The organism is Saccharibacillus endophyticus, from assembly GCF_013185185.1.
Taxonomy (GTDB): domain Bacteria; phylum Bacillota; class Bacilli; order Paenibacillales; family Paenibacillaceae; genus Saccharibacillus; species Saccharibacillus endophyticus.
In genome coordinates, this window is the sequence record NZ_JAAZWE010000002.1 from 1,076,445 (window position 1) to 1,094,878 (window position 18,434).

The following is an 18,434-nucleotide window of genomic DNA, read 5'->3' on the forward strand; positions in this document are numbered from 1 at the left end:
ATACTTCGTTCGCCATACTTACGCCCTTTCCCCTCTCCTCCCTTTCCGTTTAAAATATCCGTACACGCAGCACCCGGATTTTTACAAACCCGCTCCCGCTGTCTACAATGGAGAGTGACGAGAAAGCGAGGAAAGACCCATGGCCAAAGAAAGTTTCGACAAAGAGATCCAGTTCCTTCGCCTGCTTGCCCTGACCGGAGGCGGTTACGATCGGCAGCAGTTCGCGGGACGTCTCGGCATCTCGGTACATACCTTCGACAAAACGGTCCGCAAACTGCGCGAAATCAGCGGGGACGCGGATTTTGCCGACCTGTTCCGCTACGGTTACGCCGATTCGGCCGAGCCGGTGCTGCTGTTCCTGTACCGCGCCAAGTCGATGAAAGAATCGGAAAGCCGCCGCCTGCCGCTCATCCTGACCGCGCTCAAAGGCACGCCGCAGACTGCCGCCGAGCTGCTCGACGCCTGCTGCGAACGCCTCCCTCTGGATGCCGCCATGCCGGACGAGAAAACGATCCGTTCCGACCTGCGCTATCTGGAAGAGATCGGCGTGGTTCGTCGCGAAACGGGCGGCCGGCCGTACCGCTACGTGCTGAACAACGACCTGACCGACTGCCTGTCGCAAAAAGAACTGATCGATCTCTACGAGTTCGTCGATGTCATGGCCAACACGCAGATTCCGTCCGTTCAAGGCTATCTGCTGCGCGAAAATCTCAAAAAAGCGCTGAAATCCGCCGTACCCGAGGAAGAATGGGACGATGGTTTATTAGAGCCGTTTTCCTACAAATATCACTACGATGCGCGCATTCTGGACGAAGCCCATCTGTATACCCTGCTGCGCATGATCCATCTGCGCAAGCGCATCTCGTTCCAATACTTTTCGCCGAAAAATCGCAAAAGCTACTCGGCCAAAGAAACCAATCCCCTGTTCGGCCGCGAAACGGAGGTCCGTCGCGAAAACACGCTGCCGCTTAAGGTCGTCTACGATCATCAATACGGCAGATGGTATCTGATCGGCGCCGCCGCAAAAGGCCGTTTCGTCAAGTTCCGCATGGAGGGCATGATCGACATCGCGGAAGAGCAGGAAGCGCCGGACGAGTATTTCGCGCTCAAAAAGAAGCAGCTCGACGAACAAATGCGCCACAGTTGGCTGATCGATACCGGCGAGACCGTCACGGTACGCGCCAAGTTCTACCGTCCTCGCGGACAAGCCGACTTCATCGCGGAACGCGTGCGGCTGCAGGGCCAATGGGGAGAGATCGTGGAGGAGAACGAAGACTTCTTCATCTACGAGATCCAAGTCAACGGCGTGACGGAAATCCGGCCGTGGCTGCGGGGGTTCGGGTCGAGCTGCGAAGTGCTGGCGCCCGCGGATTTGAGACAGTCGTTCATCGACGAATGGAAGGAGATCGGAGACTATTATGAATAATCCTTTTGAAAAAATATTCAACTACCAGCTCTCCTCGCGGCTTGAAGAAACGGGCGTCTACACGCTCACGTCGCAAGAACGCTCCTGGCTGAAGTCGATGCTGGAGCATCCGGCGGCGCGCGAAGCTCTGGAGCCGCGCACGATCGCCAAGCTGCAAGAGTGCGTGCTGGACGACGAAATCTCGAACCTGCTGGACGGACTGGAGCAAAAAGCGGGCAGCCTTGAAACCCAAATCGTCCATCCGCTACTGTCGCCGATCCGCCGCATCCTGCGCAACCGTCAGGGAATGACCATCCAATGCCGCACCAAAAAAGGCAAACTCAACGAGCCGCAGCCAGGGATTCCGTACAAGCTGGAGTATTCGATGGTCAAACGCGAATGGTATCTGCACTGGTACAATTCGTCGACGCGCTCGATCCTGCATACGCGGCTGTGCCATATCGTGTCGGTCGAGCAGTCGCGCGTATCCCGTACCTCTTATGAAGAGCAAACGGTTCGCGCGCAGAAGCTGTTCGAAGCGCCGCGGCACGAAGCCGTCGTCGAGGTAATCCGGACGTTCAACGCCGAACTGACGCGGATTCTGCATGCTTTTTCCTGCTTCGATAAAAGGGTCGAGTTCGACGAGGAAGAACGGACCTACCGGATTCATCTGACGTTTACCGATAGCGAGGGCCAATTCGTGCTGACCAAGCTGCGTTTTCTGGGCAAGCGGGTCCGCGTTGTAGAAGGGAATTACCTGAAATACCGGATGCGGGAAACGGCGAGGAAGGCGTTGGCTTTGTACGGTGCGGACGCGATCGAAACTTCGGACAGCGATCAAAGCAAAGCAGCCGAAGGCTCGGCGGAGGTGCAAAAGGCGGATCAATCTTCAAGCTCGAAACTCCCTTCCGCAATCATCGTCCGGACGAAAATTCCGGGCTAATCGTCGAACAAGACAGGAAGTCCATGCGTTCATATGTTGTAAGTCCATCATGAAAGGAGCTTGCGGATGAACGTTTCTCGGATCAAAAAACCGTTTCTTGTCGCTATCGCATCGGCGCTTCTTTTGACCGTGCTGCCGCACGGCAGCGCTCACGCCGAACCTTCGCTGCGAACGCGCGCCGAAATCGCCTACTTCACGGACATTGACGGAATTTGGCTGCATCGGCTGGGCGGTGATTTCACGCCGGAAGCAGCGCAAACGGGCACGTTTTACGACAGTCGCTATATCCCGGTCAAAGACCTGTTCGGCGGCCAAGTCGAAGCGATCCGTTGGAACTCGGCAGCCAAGACCGTCTCCATCGCAAACGAAGGACGGACGGCGATTCTGAACTTTTCCGGCAAAAAGATTGCGGCAAAAGAAAACGAAATCGTGCTGCCCGCCACTTGGTCAAAAATGGAGGACGGCAAAGCGCTGATCGATCTCTATACGCTGACCTATGTGCTGGATCGTTACGGCGACGCGTTCGACGACGCGGAGCGCGCGGACTGGGGCGAGAAGCTGGATTTCTTGGGCATTCAATACGCGGAGACCCTCCCGGTGATCCGCAGCTCGGACGTGCAGATTTACGTGACGTTCGAAGATAAGTGATCCGTAAATCAGCGGATACGCAAAAAAGGACGCCTGCGCGGATTTCGCGCAAGGCGTCCTTTTCAAATTCTCACGTTAAAGATCAAACGAACTTAATCTCCCGCTCCGTCCATTCCGTCTCTTCATACGCTTGCGCGATTCCGACCTCTTTGATCCGGTCTTTCGGCACATGCTTCTCGCGCAGCGTCGCGGAGAATTCGCCGTCGAACGGGGAAGGATCGGCTTTAACCGTCTTGTCGTCGACCCAACTCAGCTGTACGAGTCCGCCGCCTCCGAACGGTTCCGAACCCGGCACGCCGTCTTGGAACCACTCGTGCTCTTCTTCTTTGGGGATGCCCGGCGCGTTCAAGCAGACATACAGCGACAACCCGTCGCAAGTCTGCAAAATCTGGCGATGGAGCAATAACGTCTCCTGCTGCACGCCCGTATACTTTTGACTGATCCGCTGTTGGCGCTCTTCCTCGTTATGCACGAACGCCACGCAATCTTCGCGCTCCGACGTCTGCAAATCTTCGAACACGCTGTAATACAGACTGCTCAGCAGCGCGGCGTACGGGTGCATTTCTTCCAGCTCGTCGATCCCGATCCGGTAAAAGGTGACTTTCGGCAGCAGCGGATACTCGTTGAACGAATACGGCGCATGCAGATGGTCGTCCCATACGGGCGTATCGTCGGGACGAATCCAACCGCGGTCATGTTCCGTCACGCCCAGCACGATCGCTTCCTTCGTAACCGCAGGCATGCCCGGCGATTCCTCGACTCTCTCCATCATATAAAAACGATCCTGAAACCGAGCCGCGGCTTCTCCCGAAAACGCGGCGTGGTCATGCTGTTGGACAAGTACGAACGAATCTTTCGTTTCGCGTATAATCATCGACAAATCCCCCATTCTTATCGGTGCGGCGGGTGAAAACCTACTGATCTTATGCCGCATTGCTTTTTCTGTGGCTATAATCCCTATTACCCGAATTGCAAGTTGACCGTAACGAATAGCTTAGCCCGAGCGTTTATAAACTGCAATGATTATTAGGAAAGGAGAGCTGATATGAACCTGGAATCTACCGCCCGCACGTCTCCCAAAGCCGCACCGTGGATTGGCGATCCCAAGCGTTTCCGCAAAGCCATGATCCTAACCGGCATACTCACGTTTCTCTCGATCCGATATCCCGGCGTCAGACCGTTGTACGAGGAGGCGCTGCTCCTGATCCGTTTGCCGCTGACGATTCCGATCGCGGGAAACGGAAGTATTATGTACGCCAACTTGATCTTTATCGGATTCGCATTTTGGGCTTTGTACCTGATCTGGGATTCGCTCAACCGCCATCGAATTATTTTTTGCCTGGCCCTACTATGGCTGCTGCCCATGCTAGGAAAATCAGCATTACTCGGCTATCAGGCTACTATTCCGCCGGGCGTGTATGCCGTTGCCGTCGATCAGGAGCAAACGGCTTGTAACATTGATCTTGAAAAAGGCGTAGCGACGGGCGGCTGCTCGTTCGTGGTCACGAATCGGGGCAGTCAACCGATCGATCTGAAATCGACGATTTCAATCGATATCGAATTGCATTCCCGAGGCACCTATACACTCGACATCCCGCTCCAAGACACGCACATCGATACGCGCAGCATCGAAGTCATCGGAGCTCATTTTACCGAGCCAATCCCCGAACTGGCCGATATCACAAGCAATATGAGTTGGAATAACGCACTGGAGACCGGCACGCTGAAGTTAACCATGAACGACGGCAAACGCGAACGCGTATGGGGCAACTAAAAGACGGGATCAACCCGTCTTGATCTATACTGTTTTGATTTATACAGTCCCGATCTACTCGATTTTGATCTATGCCCTTTTCCCCTCTTCCCTCTTTAAATCGTGTCGAAAAACCCCAACGTAGCCGGAAGCGAGAAGACGGAGAGAGAAATTCAGTGAAATACAGGTTTTCGAAGAAAACCTGCGGTAACATTCAGCACCATGTTGGCGCCTTTGAACTTGGAAACCTTCAACTAAAAATTCCAATCGGCTTTTCCAAGTGAGACAGCGCCTTGAACGAATTTCTCTCGGAGTCTTCTCGCTTCCCCCACCTACGCATTTTTCCCGAAAACGATTTCTGAACATTTCATGTCATTTGTGCACACTCTGTTGTAAACCGCTTACATTCTTATTATACTCGAGTTGTTCTTGACCAATCGAGGGTTTATTTGAGAGGAGTTCACACGATGAAATTCGGTTATTTCGACGACGCCAACAAGGAATACGTCATTCAAACGCCTAAAACGCCTTACCCGTGGATCAACTACCTGGGGAACGAACAGTTCTTCGGCCTGATCTCCAACACGGCGGGCGGCTATTCGTTCTATCGCGATGCCAGACTGAGACGTCTCACCCGTTACCGATACAACAACGTTCCGCTCGACAACGGCGGCCGTTACTTCTATGTACATGACGAAGGCGATTATTGGACGCCGGGCTGGATGCCGGTTAAGCGCGACCTCGACTTCTACGAATGCCGCCACGGTCTCGGTTATACCTCGATTACCGGAGAGCGCAACGGCTTAAAAGTCAACCAACTGGCTTTTGTGCCGCTCGGATTCAATGCCGAAGTGTATCGCGTAAAAGTCAGCAACGTCAGCGATTCTCCGAAAAGGGTTTCGTTATTTTCTTACCTGGAATTCTGCCTCTGGAACGCGCACGACGACATGACCAACTTCCAACGCAACTTGAGCATCAGCGAAGTCGAGATCGAAGACTCCGTCATTTATCATAAAACGGAATACCGCGAACGCCGCAACCATTACGCCTACTACTCCGTCAACCGCCGAATCGACGGCTTCGATACCGACCGCGATACGTTCCTCGGCGCGTTCAACGGACTGGATACGCCGCAGGTCGCGTCCGAAGGCAAATCCGGCAACTCCGTCGCCAGCGGCTGGTCCCCGATCGCGTCGCACGGCATCCACCTGGAGCTGGCACCTGGCGAAGAGCAGTCCCTGATCTTCATGCTCGGCTACGTCGAGAACCCGCAGGAAGAAAAGTGGGAAAGCTTGAACGTGATCAACAAAAAGCCGGCCAAAGCGATGATCGAAGCGTTCGCGACGGACGCGCAGGTCGATTCCGCGCTGGCGGACCTCGCTGCTTATTGGGACGGACTGCTCGGCAAATATTCGATCCAAAGCAGCGACGACAAGCTCAGCCTTATGGTCAATATCTGGAATCCGTATCAGTGCATGGTCACGTTCAATATGTCGCGTTCGGCTTCGTACTTCGAATCCGGCATCGGTCGGGGCATGGGCTTCCGCGACTCCAACCAGGATCTGCTCGGCTTCGTGCATCAGATTCCGGACCGCGCCCGCGAACGGATCATCGATATCGCGTCCACGCAATTCGACGACGGCGGCGCGTATCACCAGTATCAACCGCTGACCAAGCAGGGCAACAACGAAGTCGGCAGCGGCTTCAACGACGATCCGCTGTGGCTGATTACCGGAACGGCGGCTTATATCAAAGAAACGGGCGACTACGGCATCCTTGACGAGGACGTGCCGTTCGACAGCGGACGCCAGGGCAGCGCGACGCTGTTCGAGCATTTGAAGCGTTCCTTCGACCACGTCACGAACAACCTCGGTCCGCACGGCCTGCCGCTGATCGGGCGCGCCGACTGGAACGACTGCCTCAACCTGAACTGCTTCTCCGAAGAACCGGGCGAGTCGTTCCAGACGACGACCAATCTGGACGGCAAAACGGCAGAGTCCGTGTTTATTGCCGGATTGTTCGTGTTCGCCGGACCGGATTACGCGGAGCTAGCTCGCAGACGCGGTCTGGAAGACGAAGCAACGCGCGCCGAGCGCGAGATCGAAAACATGCGCAAAATCACGATCGAGCACGGGTTCGACGGCGACTGGTTCCTTCGCGCTTACGATTACCACGGCGAGAAGATCGGCAGCCGCGAAAACGAAGAAGGCCAAATCTTTATCGAGCCTCAAGGCTTCTGCGTCATGGCCGGCATCGGCGTTGAAGAAGGGTTGGCGGAAAAAGCGCTCAACTCCGTCCGCGACCGCCTGGAAACGGACTACGGCATCATGCTGCAACAGCCCGCGTATTCGAAGTATTATCTAAACCTCGGCGAAATCTCGACCTACCCGCCGGGTTATAAAGAAAACGCCGGGATCTTCTGCCATAACAATCCGTGGGTAACGATTGCCGAGACGGTCATCGGACGCGGCGACCGCGCGTTCGAGACGTACGCCAAGATTGCTCCGGCTTACCTGGAAGACATCAGCGAAGTGCACCGCATGGAGCCTTACGTCTACTCGCAAATGATCGCCGGACGCGATGCCGTGCGCGAAGGCGAAGCGAAAAACTCCTGGTTGACCGGCACGGCGGCCTGGAACTATGTCGCGATTACGCAGGCGATTCTCGGCATCCAGCCGGATTACGACGGCCTGCGGATTGATCCGTGCATTCCGCAAGCTTGGGACGGTTACAAGATTACCCGCTCGTTCCGCGGCGCGGAGTACAAGATCTCGATTCAGAATCCGGATCACGTCTCGAAAGGCGTGAAGTCCGTTACGGTGGACGGCTCGCCGATCGAAAGCAACGTGCTGCCGGTGTTCGAAGCGGGCAGCAGCCATGAGGTTGTCGTCGTGTTAGGCTAACCTTTTTGGAAATTGGCCGAAGGGCGGGCAACCGCCCTTTTTTTCATGTCTGCGTCATCAAAAACCAAAATATTGCGCACCGCCTAGAGCTCGGAACATGTCTTCATACATTCCGATGTGCATCTTTTGCCGCCTTTTCATCCTCCTCCGGATTCGTAGTCAAAATGTTGTGAAAATCCAACAAATCTATACCATCCATGCATAATCGGCCTAAATTGTTGCAAGTATCCATCATTTTAATAAGAAAAAGCTATAAGTCGTTCAATAGAGTTAAAAATAATGGATTTCTGCAACACTTTTTATAAAATTGATAGATAAGAGTGAAAATGATGGATATCCACAACATTTTATTTCGATCCGTGCAAGCTTCCGCCTGTTCAAATCTTTTCTCTCACCTGTCCGCTAAAGCCAATTCAAAGCCTCGCTCCGCAGCTCGTAACGAACGATATATCGGGTTTTGCCCGTTTGCGGATCGGCGCAGACTGCAGTCATCGCTCCTTTTTCGCAAAGAGACTGCAAAATTTTGACCGCAGTGCGATGATCGATTCGAAAATGCGTTTTGATATCGATCGGCCGAAGCGGACGAGCCAACGTGCAAGCCAATCGAATGGTTTCCCGTTCCGCAAGCACGCCTGATTTGACGGAGACGGGACTTTCGGAACTCGTATACCGCGACAATACCATCCTCAGCAGCGTGATACACAATTCCGGGCGCTGAGCCACGTCGTCGTAAGCGAACGAAATCACTTGAAAACCCATCGCGGTCAGAAAAGTTTCGCGGCTCAACTCCCGGCAAAACTTGCGGCGGTCCATATCTTGAATATGCGGGCCGAAGCCTTTGATCTCGATGATCAGTTTCGCGTAAGGCGTGATCCAGGCGAAATCGCAAAAATAAACCAATCCTCTCCAATCCGTCACTTCATACTCCGGATGCAGGCGGTCGAAATGTTGACGGAGCGGCCACCAGACGTTTCGGCAAAAAAGCCGTTCGGCTTCGCGATGTCCTCGCCGAAGGCGATCTTGGCGTTCGCCGGAACGCTCCGCAAGATGATGCTCGACAAACAAGCGATGCGCGGATTCAAAATCCATGATAATTCCCCCCCCCGTATATGATGATATGCAGGCAATTCAGACGACAAAAACAAAAAAACGTCCCGACTGCCTTTCCCGGTAACAGGAAAGGAGCGGGACGTTCTTCGTCGCCGATCCGTATAAAAAAACGATCGGTTTTATTGTAAACGAAACGCGCAAGAAAGCCAGCCGTCTCACCCCGGACCCAGACGAAACTTTTTCTCGCACACGGCCTGCGCGCCGTCGCCGCGCGAGAGATGGGTCGCTACTTCTTCGCCGTCATACAAAATCGTGCAGCTGATCCATTCGGCATCGTCGGCAGCATCGGCTTGAAGCCGGACGGAAGGAAGCGGGATGAAGGCGTCTTTGCTCACTTCGAACGTTTCGCGGTAAGGCAGTTCGATCGTATCGTACGATGCGCTTTGCGGGTTTTTGCGCGCATTGATTTCCGTTTTGAATCCGGAAGCGGAATCTCGGTCGCTTTCGACGATCACCTCGACGGTGATGAAGTCGTCGGAATTGCTGCCGGGCTGCTTGCTAACGTTATCGTGCGAATCCGCTTCTTGCTGCCGAATCGGCTCCGTTTCGTTTTGGGGTCCGCTCTGCCACGCTCCGCAGGCCGTCGGAACAAGCAGCAGGAACAACGCTAAGATCAACCCGCCGACCTTTTTTTCAGAAGCTTTTATCGGCCTGCGACTTCCCGGGCTACGATTTCCCATCCGGTCCACCCTCTTTTCGTTTTCGGTAAAAGTCGATCATTTTTTCCACGTAATCCATTAATTCGCTTTCCAATCCGATGACCGCCGGTTGTTCGCCTTCTTGCGGTCTGATCCATTCCCAATACGTATCCAAAAGCTTCGAGTCGCCTCCGAACAGCTCCGTCGCTTGCGCGTCCAGCCGGCCGGCGAGAGCTTGCGCTTCTTCCGAATACGGGGAGGCCGGCATCATGTCCGACGCCTGCCGCAGCAGGGACAACAGCTCTTCCAATCGCTCGTCGTCGCTCCCCCATACCGGCAGTTTGGCCAAAGCGTCTTGCTCCTCCCGCGTGATCGACGGATCGTCGCCGAATTCGGCCGGCACCACGCCTTCGACCAGAGGACGGTCGTTCAACCCTTCGATGATCTCCAGCAGATCGCCCATGCCGCTTAAGCCGCGAAGGTTGAGAATATCGATCGCGGATCGCAGATAATACTGCTTGCGGCTCAATTCTTCTTTTTGCCGTTCCATGAGTTCGATCTGCTGCTTCAGCGAGTTCAGCCATTCCTCGTGCTCGTCGGCATCTTCGCGCGATTGAAGAAGTTGTTTGATTTGCTGAAGCGTGTAGCCGATCGACTTCAGCAGCAAAATTTTTTGCAACCGGAAAGCGGCCCGATCGTCGTAATGGCGATAGCCGTTTTCCGAAATGACGGTCGGCTTCAGCAGTCCGATCTGTTCATAGTATTGCAGCGTTCTTTTGCTCACGTTGGCTTTGCGCGCCAAGGCTCCGGTTCGAATCATGCGGTTCGCTCCTTCCGGGTTCAGTGTAAACCATAACGTATGCGTCACGGTCAATCTTTTTTATTCCGAGATACGGATACGAATCCGGGCTTTTTCTTTATTTTGGCCCTTCAATCTTTACTTTCACCCCTTTTTGTAAAGGCTTTCATCGTATAGCTTAGTAAGGAAGTCGTTTCCAGCCGTCGAAGCTTTGTTCGATCCGCGTCGATTCGGACGAGCTTCATTCCGCCTGTTGTGCTTTTGGATGATCATTTATCGAAACGGAGGAATCTCATGAGCTCTCGAAAAAGGATCAAGTCTTCCCGCCGTCCCCAGTCCCGTTTTCCGCGCAAAGCCGCCGCCGCGGCACTCGCCCTGTCCCTGATCGCGACCGGCCTGCCGCTGCAAGCGAGCGCCGGCGATACTTGGCCGTTCACCGGCGACAGTGCCCAGGGTCTGAATCAACCGAGCGTGCACGGCTACACCAGCGGGCATATTCTCGACTGGACGCCGGAACGCGACCGCGATTCCGAGCTGCTGCGTTCGCGCGTGCCGCTGCAGCCCCGGATCGCGCCGTTCGCCGCCACCCAAGCAGACCCGACCATCAGTCCCGACGTACATATGATGAACGTGGCGGGCGATTACGGGAACGCGTTTATCGAAAACGCGCCTTACACCAATAAGTTCGCGCAGTACCATTTCAACTTCTGGCAGTACACGGACTATTATTCGTATTGGCACGGCACCGCGACCGCGTACACGCCGCCGGAATACTACGACGAACTGGCGCAAAAAGACTGGCAGCAAAAATGGTTCGAGTTCGGCATGCTGAATATTCCGAATCCGACCTACACCGACGCGGCGCACAAAAACGGCGTCCTGTCGCTGGCCGGCATCTTTTTCTCCAACAACGACCGCGGCCAGCAGACCTACAAGCAGATGATCGTCAAAGACGAAAACGGCAATTTCCCCGTCGCCGAAAAGCTGATCGAAATGGCGGAATACTTCGGGTACGATGGTTATTTCGTGAACCAGGAAGAGATCGGGCCGAACGTCGCCGTCGCGGATATCCCGGATTACCAGGAATTCGTGAAGACGCTTAAAAACTCCGGCCTGTATATCCAGTGGTACGACTCGCTCAACACGGATACGGGCTCGAACACGTTCGCCCGCACGTTCCGCGGCAATAACATGATGTTCCTGCACGACGCCGAAGACGGGCAGCAGGTATCCGATTCCTTCTTCTTCGACTACGGCATGGGCAAAACCCAGATTGACAACGCGGAAAGATTCCTCGCGGATTGGAATGCCAAATACGGCACCGACTTCAGCTTGTTCGAAAACGGCTACGCCGGATTGGAAGCCGGCCGCGACCGGTTCAAAAACGTGCAGGGCTCGGCGCTGAAAGCCAAGCTCGACGCCGACGGCCAAATGCGCGCCGGCTTGGCGACGCTCGGCGCGGACTTCGTGCACGCGGGTCTCGACGAAGACATGAACCAGAGCTGGCCGAGCCGCAAACGCAACGAAAACGACTTCCAGTGGATGACGGATATCCGCGAGCGCTTGTGGTGGTCCGGTCCGAACCTCGATCCGGCGAACACGGCGGTTACGGCGCAAAACGAGGCAGCCGACGTCTATGCGGATACGCGCTACTGGCCGGGGATCGCTTCCGTGGTGGCGGAGCGTTCCGTTGTCGGCGGCGATACGTTCCATACCCACTTCAACACCGGCCACGGCCTTGATTACTATGTAAACGGCAAAGTATCGAACGACGAAGAATGGTCCAACATGAGCCTGCAAAACATCCTTCCGAGCTGGCAGTGGTGGCAGGAAACGTCCGGCAGCAAGCTGGACGTCGCGTTCGATTACGGCCGTTCGTACAAAACGGGCGTGTCCGACAAGTTCGATCGCGCCATGATCGGCGCTTACGAAGGCGGAAGCTCGCTGGCGCTGCGCGGCAAGCTCGACGCCGAGACGTTCCTGCGCCTGTACAAAACGGACCTGAACGTCGCCTCCGGCTCCGAATTGTCCGTGACGTACAATAAAACGGTCAAAAGCGACGACTCGCTCATGAGCGTCGGCCTGATCTTCGCGGATGCTCCGGACGACGTGGTGAAAGTAGCCGTACCGAACACCGGAGGCAAAACGCAGGGTTGGAAAACGACGCAGGTCGATCTCGGCGCGTACGCCGGACGCGAGATCGCCGCCTTCGGCCTCGTGTTCGAGCCTGGCGCAAGCCCGATCGCGGATTACCGGATGAACGTCGGCGAGCTGCAAATTTCGAACAACACGCAGACCGCTCCTTCCGCTCCGACCGGACTTGAGATCGAAGCCGCATATCCGGAAAGCGGCGAGATGGTCGTGAACTGGAACCTGGACGGCAACTATGACGACGTGCAGCTGTACAACGTGTACGTCAACGACACCTTCGTGGGCGGCAAGTACGACGAGACGTTTTATATCAAAAACCTTCCGGCTCAATCCGGCGTCGTGAAACTGAAAGCGGTCGGACCGGACGGCACGGAAAGCGCGGCCGCCGAAGTGCCGTTCAACCTCAACACGGCACCCGAACAATTAACGGCCACAGCCGCCGCAAACGGCGGATTGACGGTCAAATGGACCGTTCCGCGCAGCGTCAAAGGCGATACGACGGTAAACGTCCGCTCCGTCAACTGGACGACCACGCCGCAGCCGATCGACGAAACGCTGACGATCCCGCACGGCGATACGACTGCCGTATTCGAGAACATGCCGCTTAACGGCGACGAGTATATCGTAACCGTGAAAAAAGACGGCCTGACTCCGGTCTCGATCTCCGGCGCTTTCGCCGATACGATCGCCGAACCGTATGCCGAAGAATGGTCTTGGAACGGCAGCACGCTGAATCTGCCGATGCCGAATACGCGCGATTGGCGTTACCTGTACGTCTACGAAGACGGCAAACTGCGTTCGTTCCCGACGACTTATAACGTCGGCGACCGCGATCGCATCATCCGCGGCCGCACGACCAAGGCCAGCTTGAGCTTCGCCTCGACGGCGTCCAAAGTCGAAGTCGTGTTGGAAGATTACAGCGGCAACAAATCGGAACCCGTGGTGTTGAAAGGCGAATAGATTGAACGGCAAATAGTCGAAAAGCGAGCAGTAACGCTTTACGGCTACGAATTAAAAACGTAATTTGGTTCTGAAGACAGGATACAAGTTGAATTCATAAAAAAGGCTGACACGAATACCGTTCCTCGGCGTTCGTTCAGCCTTTTTTGTGTGATGTGTTCTAAAAATAATGAAGGTTACCTTAGGGAGTGTACGCAAACTCCGACGGAAGCAGATTTTGCGTACACTCCCTAAATAAATACGAATATGCAGTTATCTCGGTTTTATTTTGCGTTTCGAAGAAAATAAGTACAAATATACAGTTAATCCTTTTAATTTGCGCCTATTTTCGCTTCTTTTCTCGAAATAACTGTACATACGTACTTATTTTAATATTTGCATGGAAAAGAGATCAAATAACGGCACTCTCGCACTTATTTCATTGAGATCTGCTGCCGACTAACCATTCGCCTTTCGGTGGCGTTCCGAAAGGCGTCCGGTTGCGGAGCAAGGTATTGAAAACTGCGAATTAAGGCGTCTCCGGAGCCGGAGCGTCGACGTTTTCGCCCGCGCCGCCCCGTTCGCCGCGAGGGCCGCCTGGACGTTTTTGGCCTTCGGCCGGAACGGCAGCGGCAGGGTCGATTACCCGCGCGATGCGTTCGCCCGCGTGCTCGCGCGCTTCGGCTGCGCGCTCGTCATACTGCGCTTGCGTGATATCGCCGGCGGCCAGCTCTTCTTTGAGCTTCGTTTCGCGGTCGGATACGAGCAGATCGATCAGTTTCTGTTTGTCCACGCCCTGCGCGGTCGCGATGGCTTCAAGCGATTCTCCTGCTTCCTGACGGGTTTTCAACTGATCCGACGTCAGGCCCAGCAGCGAAGCAACCGCTTCGCGTTCTTCTTTCGGTCCGATACCGGCACCGGGACCGCCGTGCGGCCCTTTGCCCGGGCCTTTTTTCGAAGCGTCGAAGACTTGTTCGATTTCTTTTTGCGCGCGTTCCTGCACTTTAGCAAGACGCTCGTCATGCTGCGTTTGCGTGATATCGCCGGCGGCCAGTTCTTCTTTGAGCTTCGTCTCGTGCTTCGATACGAGCAGGTCGATCACGGATTGCGGGTCCACGCCTTGAGCGGTCGCGATCGCGGACAGCGTCTCGCCCGCTTCTTGACGGGTTTTCAATTCGTCTTCCGTCAGCTTCAGCAGCGAAGAGAGTTCGGCCCGGTCGCTTCCCGCACCGCCGCGGAGGCCGTGTCCGCCGGGGCCGGGAAGCGGCTTGCCGGATTGAAGCGGGTCGGCCGAAGAAATAGTCGGAGCCGTCGTCTGGCTGCCTGAAGACGGAGCTGCGGCGGCGTCCGCGTACGTATGCGACACGGCGGCGCTTCCTCCTGCCGCAAGCGCCAAAGCCAATGCACCGGTTGCGATTTTTCTGTTCATATCGTATTCCTCCTTGAAGATCGTCCGATCTGCGACATGCCGTTTGGAATGTTCGGACGGATATTTGGGGCGTGTTTCACGCGTTACGGCTGCCGACGGGGTGACAAGTACCTTGTCAACATTGAAGGTACAAGGACATCTTATCCGGCTATTTTGTGAAGAACCTGAAGCGGGGCTGAATGTTTGCTGAAAAGTAAAAAACGAAAAAACCGACGCGGTTAAACGTCGGTTTCGATCGCTGCTTGTATGTTTTTTAAAGCTCAAGCCCAATATTCATCCGGTTTGTACGTAATTTCCGCGCCGGTACGAATCGTCAGCGTGGACGTGGCTTCTTCGTAGACCACATCATGCTCGCCGACATAGAACCAATGCTTGATCGGCGGAATGCCGGGCGGTTCTTCGAAGTGAAAAACGTTAAGCTCGCGCTGCATGCCGCGAATATCCTCGGCTAACCAAGGCGCGATACCTCGGATGCTGAGCACGCAGCTCCCGTCTTCGCCCGAGCGCTCCAGCTCGTAGGTCACGTCGTCGGTTCCGCTGTTGATGAACATTCGCCCCGTAACGGCATGTTTCACGAGAATGCGTTCATGATCTTGCTGCGGTTCGGCCATTGTCGATTCCTCCTTTTCGCTCACGGCAGGTCAACCAGCATGTAGAAGACCGGGCTTGATGCGGTTAAGGCAAGCTCCGGCGCTTCGGTAATGCGGGCCGTATCCCGGCGTCCCAGAGTGACGTTTTCGCCCGCGCCGGACACTGCCAATTCCCCTTCGATCACGAAAAGGAATACTCTGCGCCCGACGGCCTGCTTGAAATCGATCTGCTGCCCGGCTTCCAAGCGGCTCAAATAGATGGTCATGTCCTGTCCCATATCGGTCACGCCTTCAAGCCCTTGACCGGAAGCGACAGGCAGCAGCGCACCGTCCAGCGCGGCGGTATCGAATTCGCCCGTCGCGTAAGAAGGTTGCTTGCCGCGCTCGGCCGGTTCGAACCAAAGCTGAAGAATGTGCACGTTCTCGTGCTCCGAAGGATTATGCTCCGTATGGATCACGCCGGTTCCCGCGCTCATCCGCTGCACGCCGCCGAATCCGGTAACGGCTACGTTGCCCAGACTGTCTTCATGACGCAGCCGTCCGGACAGAATGATCGAAATGATCTCCATGTCGCTGTGCGGATGCGCGCCGAAACCTTTGCCCGGCGCGATCACGTCATCGTTGCACACGCGCATCGGACCGAACTTCACATTCTCCGGATCGTAGTACTCGGCGAAAGAGAAGCTGTGTCCGCCTTTCAACCAGCCTTTATCATATTCAAAACGCGAACTTGCCGGATAGACCTGAATCATCGCTTGGCGAGCCCCTTTCCGATTTGCGTGAGGATGGCGGATTTCTCCGCTTCTCTTTCTATTATTACTTTTAATTTAAAATTTTCAATAGGAAAATAAAAATTTAAGTTAGATGCTTTATAAAAATTAGTCTTATAACATCATTTTATCCGGAAAATTTCTACGCCGTAAGGCTCGAGCTCGATCTCGCCGCCGTGGCGTTTCCCGCTCAACAATCCTTCGCCCCGGGCCGCTTCGGCATAAGCATCGGAGGACAACTTGACCCGACGCGGCTCGCGTCCCAAGTTCAGCACGAACAGGTACGCTCCGCTGCCGCCGCTGCGCACGGATACTTGAACGCCCGGCGGAAGGCTTTCCGCATGCGTCACGCCGCGCTCCCGCGCGATCCGCAGCAGCAGGCTGCGCAAGTAATTCTCTTCGGGATGCGTGCCGAGATAATAGGTCTCCCCGCGCCCGAATTCATGCCGGGTAACGGCCGCTTCCCCTGCAAAAAATGCAGTACCGCCGTAACGGGCCAGAACTTCCGTACGGCTCCCTTCGATCGGATCAAGAATATCGGCCCACTGGCTGCATGCAAACTGCTCCCCGTCCTGATCGTCGAGCCGAACAACGTCGCTGCCCAGCGGGTCGTACTCGCGAACCTTCACGCCTGCGCAATCGGCCAGCAATCCCGGAAGAGGCTGCATCACGCAGACGTTGTTCATGTTTTTAACCCCTGTCCGCGCCGTAGTAACCAGCGTCCCGCCGTCCGCGGCGAAACGGGACAAGCGCTCCGCGACTTCGTCGTCCAACAGATAAAGATGCGGCGCGACGACGACGCGGTAACCGTCCAGCGGCTGACGCCAGTCGATGACGTCGCAAGCGATGCCGAGCTTGGTCAGCACCCGGTGATACGTCTTCAGGTTCTCGTAGTAGTCGAAGCTGTCCGCCTGTTTTTGCACGCGAAGCGCTTCAAGCTGCTCGTGCGACATCAGAACGGCGACTTCGGCCTCCGGCGACGTTCCTTCCAGCAGCGGCGCAAGATGCTCGGCCTCGGAACTTGTTTGCGCGAATTCCGCCAAGCGGCGGCCCGGGACGTTGCTGTGGTCGATCAGGCCGTGCCAGAACTGCTCCGCGCCGATCGGGGCGCTGCGCCAGCGGAAATGCACGACCGTGTCCGCGCCGCGGGCGATCGCCTGCCAGACGTAAGCGCGGATGTAACCCGGCTGCGGCATGCGCCACATCGGCATCCAGGCGCCCGGCGAGCCGCTGAGCTGTTCCATGATCCAGAAATTTTTGCGCTTGATGCCGCGCGTCACGTCCAGCGACAGCGCGCCGCTGTAAGGCGAAGTGGCGGCTTTATCCGGCGACGTGTTCGGATAATAATCGAACGAAGCGAAGTCCAAGTCCGCGCCGACCTGATACAGATCGAGCCGCTGCGGATAGCTGTGGAAGTTATGCGTGATGAAATGATCCGGGCAGTGCCTGCGGATCGCCGCGATCTGTCCCGCTTGGAAATCGGCCACCGTTTCCCATTGGAAACGGGCGAAGTCCAGCAGGAACGACGGATTCTGGTACGGAGATCCGCCGAGCGGCGGCGTCAGCTCGCTCCAATCCGAATATTCGCCGCTCCAGACGACCGTTCCCCATTCGCGGTTCAAGTTTTCCAGCGTCCCGTATTTCCGATAAGCCCAATCGCGGAAATCTTCGGCGGCCTGCGGCGTTTGGCTGTCCAGCATGCCGAACTCGTTGTCCGTCTGCCAACCGATCACGGCCGGATGCTCGGCGTAACGTTCGGCCAGCTTATCGATCACCCGTTCGCCGAATTTGCGCAGCGAACGGCTGTTGAAGCAGCGGTGCCCGCGAACGCCCGGTTGATAGACGCCTCCGCCCGGCGTGATCGGCAGCACGTCGGGATACTTGTCGGTCAGCCACCTCGGCGGCGTATGGGTCGGCGTACCGATGACCACGTCGATGCCGTAGCGGCCGAACAAATCGATCGCGCGGTCCAGCCAACCGAAATCGAACTCGCCCTCCCGCGGCTCCATTCGGCTCCAGGCGAATTCGCCGACGCGCACGAGGGCGACGCCGGACTTTTTCATCAGCGCCGCATCTTCTTCCCACATCGTCTCTTCCCAATGCTCCGGGTAATAATCGACGCCCATGCGCACGCGTTCGTAAATTGCTCTTTCCTGCGATTCTGTCATCCTGCCTGCCCCTTTCCGGATTCAAACCTCTGATCGTCTTAAACAGATTCGCGCTTCCTTCGTCGATCCCTGCCCTTTCGCAAACGTTTTCCGTAAACGCGCAAAAGAACCGCCCGGAAGCTCGAAGCTCCGAACGGTTCTCCGATCGCACGCGGACGTTCCGGCGAATCCTTTCCCGACTCGTCCGA

General features: G+C 55.9%; 13 protein-coding genes and 1 pseudogene. 6 read left to right on the forward strand and 8 right to left on the reverse strand.

Annotated features, from left to right (window positions below):
* Window positions 1-139 precede the first annotated feature (139 nt).
* The 3 genes from HRQ63_RS10640 to HRQ63_RS10650 all read left to right on the forward strand — a co-directional run bounded on the left by HRQ63_RS10640 (window position 140) and on the right by HRQ63_RS10650 (window position 2,996).
* A complete protein-coding gene (locus HRQ63_RS10640; RefSeq protein WP_172242983.1) occupies window positions 140-1,426 on the forward strand; it encodes a helix-turn-helix transcriptional regulator in 1,287 nt (428 codons plus the stop codon).
* On the forward strand, window positions 1,419-2,348 hold the full coding sequence (locus tag HRQ63_RS10645; protein WP_172242986.1) for a WYL domain-containing protein: 930 nt from the start codon (window positions 1,419-1,421) through the stop codon (window positions 2,346-2,348). Before HRQ63_RS10640 ends, HRQ63_RS10645 begins: the two co-directional genes overlap by 8 nt.
* A gap of 66 nt (window positions 2,349-2,414) precedes the next feature.
* Window positions 2,415-2,996 carry a hypothetical protein gene (locus HRQ63_RS10650; protein ID WP_172242989.1) on the forward strand — a complete coding sequence of 194 codons (582 nt, stop codon included), beginning with the start codon at window positions 2,415-2,417 and terminating at the stop codon, window positions 2,994-2,996.
* 82 nt (window positions 2,997-3,078) lie between these two features.
* Here HRQ63_RS10650 and HRQ63_RS10655 read toward each other — a convergent pair whose 3' ends face one another.
* Window positions 3,079-3,870, reverse strand: coding sequence for a DUF3891 family protein (locus HRQ63_RS10655; RefSeq protein WP_172242992.1), 792 nt, complete (start codon window positions 3,868-3,870; stop codon window positions 3,079-3,081).
* 171 nt (window positions 3,871-4,041) lie between these two features.
* Here HRQ63_RS10655 and HRQ63_RS10660 point away from each other — a divergent pair, with 171 nt between their 5' ends.
* Together HRQ63_RS10660 and HRQ63_RS10665 are read left to right on the forward strand one after the other, a co-directional pair.
* Window positions 4,042-4,770 (forward strand): hypothetical protein, encoded by a 729-nt coding sequence (locus tag HRQ63_RS10660; protein ID WP_172242995.1) that lies wholly within the window; start codon window positions 4,042-4,044, stop codon window positions 4,768-4,770.
* A gap of 446 nt (window positions 4,771-5,216) precedes the next feature.
* Entirely contained in the window at window positions 5,217-7,652 is a 2,436-nt protein-coding gene (locus tag HRQ63_RS10665; protein WP_172242998.1) for a glycoside hydrolase family 94 protein, read from the forward strand.
* Between the two features lie 402 nt (window positions 7,653-8,054).
* Here HRQ63_RS10665 and HRQ63_RS10670 read toward each other — a convergent pair whose 3' ends face one another.
* From HRQ63_RS10670 to HRQ63_RS10680, 3 genes are all read right to left on the reverse strand, one after another.
* Entirely contained in the window at window positions 8,055-8,741 is a 687-nt protein-coding gene (locus tag HRQ63_RS10670; RefSeq protein ID WP_172243001.1) for a DUF559 domain-containing protein, read from the reverse strand.
* A 176-nt stretch (window positions 8,742-8,917) separates the two neighbouring features.
* The gene (locus tag HRQ63_RS10675) at window positions 8,918-9,442 is read right to left on the reverse strand and encodes a hypothetical protein (protein ID WP_172243004.1); all 525 of its coding nucleotides are present in this window, start codon (window positions 9,440-9,442) and stop codon (window positions 8,918-8,920) included.
* The gene (locus HRQ63_RS10680; RefSeq protein WP_172243007.1) at window positions 9,429-10,220 is read right to left on the reverse strand and encodes a MerR family transcriptional regulator; all 792 of its coding nucleotides are present in this window, start codon (window positions 10,218-10,220) and stop codon (window positions 9,429-9,431) included. Before HRQ63_RS10680 ends, HRQ63_RS10675 begins: the two co-directional genes overlap by 14 nt.
* 603 nt (window positions 10,221-10,823) lie before the next feature.
* Between HRQ63_RS10680 and HRQ63_RS26360 the strand changes: the two are divergent.
* Window positions 10,824-11,930, forward strand: a pseudogene (locus HRQ63_RS26360) (endo-beta-N-acetylglucosaminidase); the annotation flags it as partial.
* A gap of 1,888 nt (window positions 11,931-13,818) precedes the next feature.
* On the opposite strand, the gene HRQ63_RS10690 reads toward HRQ63_RS26360, so the two are convergent.
* The 4 genes from HRQ63_RS10690 to HRQ63_RS10705 form a co-directional block, all read right to left on the reverse strand.
* Window positions 13,819-14,718: a hypothetical protein gene (locus HRQ63_RS10690; protein ID WP_172243013.1), complete on the reverse strand. Its 900-nt coding sequence runs from the start codon at window positions 14,716-14,718 to the stop codon at window positions 13,819-13,821.
* Between the two features lie 260 nt (window positions 14,719-14,978).
* Window positions 14,979-15,329 carry a hypothetical protein gene (locus HRQ63_RS10695; protein WP_172243016.1) on the reverse strand — a complete coding sequence of 117 codons (351 nt, stop codon included), beginning with the start codon at window positions 15,327-15,329 and terminating at the stop codon, window positions 14,979-14,981.
* 20 nt (window positions 15,330-15,349) lie between these two features.
* Window positions 15,350-16,060, reverse strand: a complete 711-nt coding sequence (locus tag HRQ63_RS10700; RefSeq protein WP_172243019.1) for a pirin family protein — start codon at window positions 16,058-16,060, stop codon at window positions 15,350-15,352.
* 140 nt (window positions 16,061-16,200) lie between these two features.
* Window positions 16,201-18,246 (reverse strand): beta-galactosidase, encoded by a 2,046-nt coding sequence (locus HRQ63_RS10705; protein ID WP_172243022.1) that lies wholly within the window; start codon window positions 18,244-18,246, stop codon window positions 16,201-16,203.
* Window positions 18,247-18,434: the final 188 nt, after the last annotated feature.